This is a genomic window from Parabacteroides distasonis (assembly GCF_004793765.1).
Classification (GTDB): Bacteria; Bacteroidota; Bacteroidia; order Bacteroidales; family Tannerellaceae; genus Parabacteroides; species Parabacteroides distasonis_A.
The window spans coordinates 1-361 of sequence record NZ_SRYM01000168.1 but is presented as its reverse complement, the minus strand read 5'-3'; the positions used below and the strand labels follow the sequence as shown (position 1 = coordinate 361).

General features: G+C 41.3%; 1 protein-coding gene. It reads left to right on the top strand.

Annotated elements, in window-relative coordinates:
• On the top strand, positions 1 to 361 hold a 361-nt coding region (locus tag E5342_RS19230), incomplete at both ends, for a phage integrase SAM-like domain-containing protein (RefSeq protein ID WP_246867189.1).

The window sequence follows — 361 nt, the reverse complement described above, 5'->3', positions numbered from 1 at the left end:
ATATTCGCATGGTACAAATTGCGCTTAGCCGTTTTAAGGACTTCTTAAAAGAGCAGTACCCCATGAATGAGTTTAGTATCAAACCGGAACTTATCACCAAAGAAATGATGGAGCAGTTTGTAGCCTACCTGCAATCCCGAAGTGTGGGTGAGGGTGCTAAAAGCATTTACCAGCGTTTCAAGAAAGTTATTCGATATGCGATTGACCACGATGTAATGTTGAAAGACCCATGTAAAAGTGTTACCTGTAAAGTGGATAGCCAAATGCTTCGAAAAGATGTTCTTTCTCTCGAAGAAATACAAAAGTTGGCGGCTTGCCATTATGACAACGAGAACCCGAATGTCAGACGGGCTTTTATCTT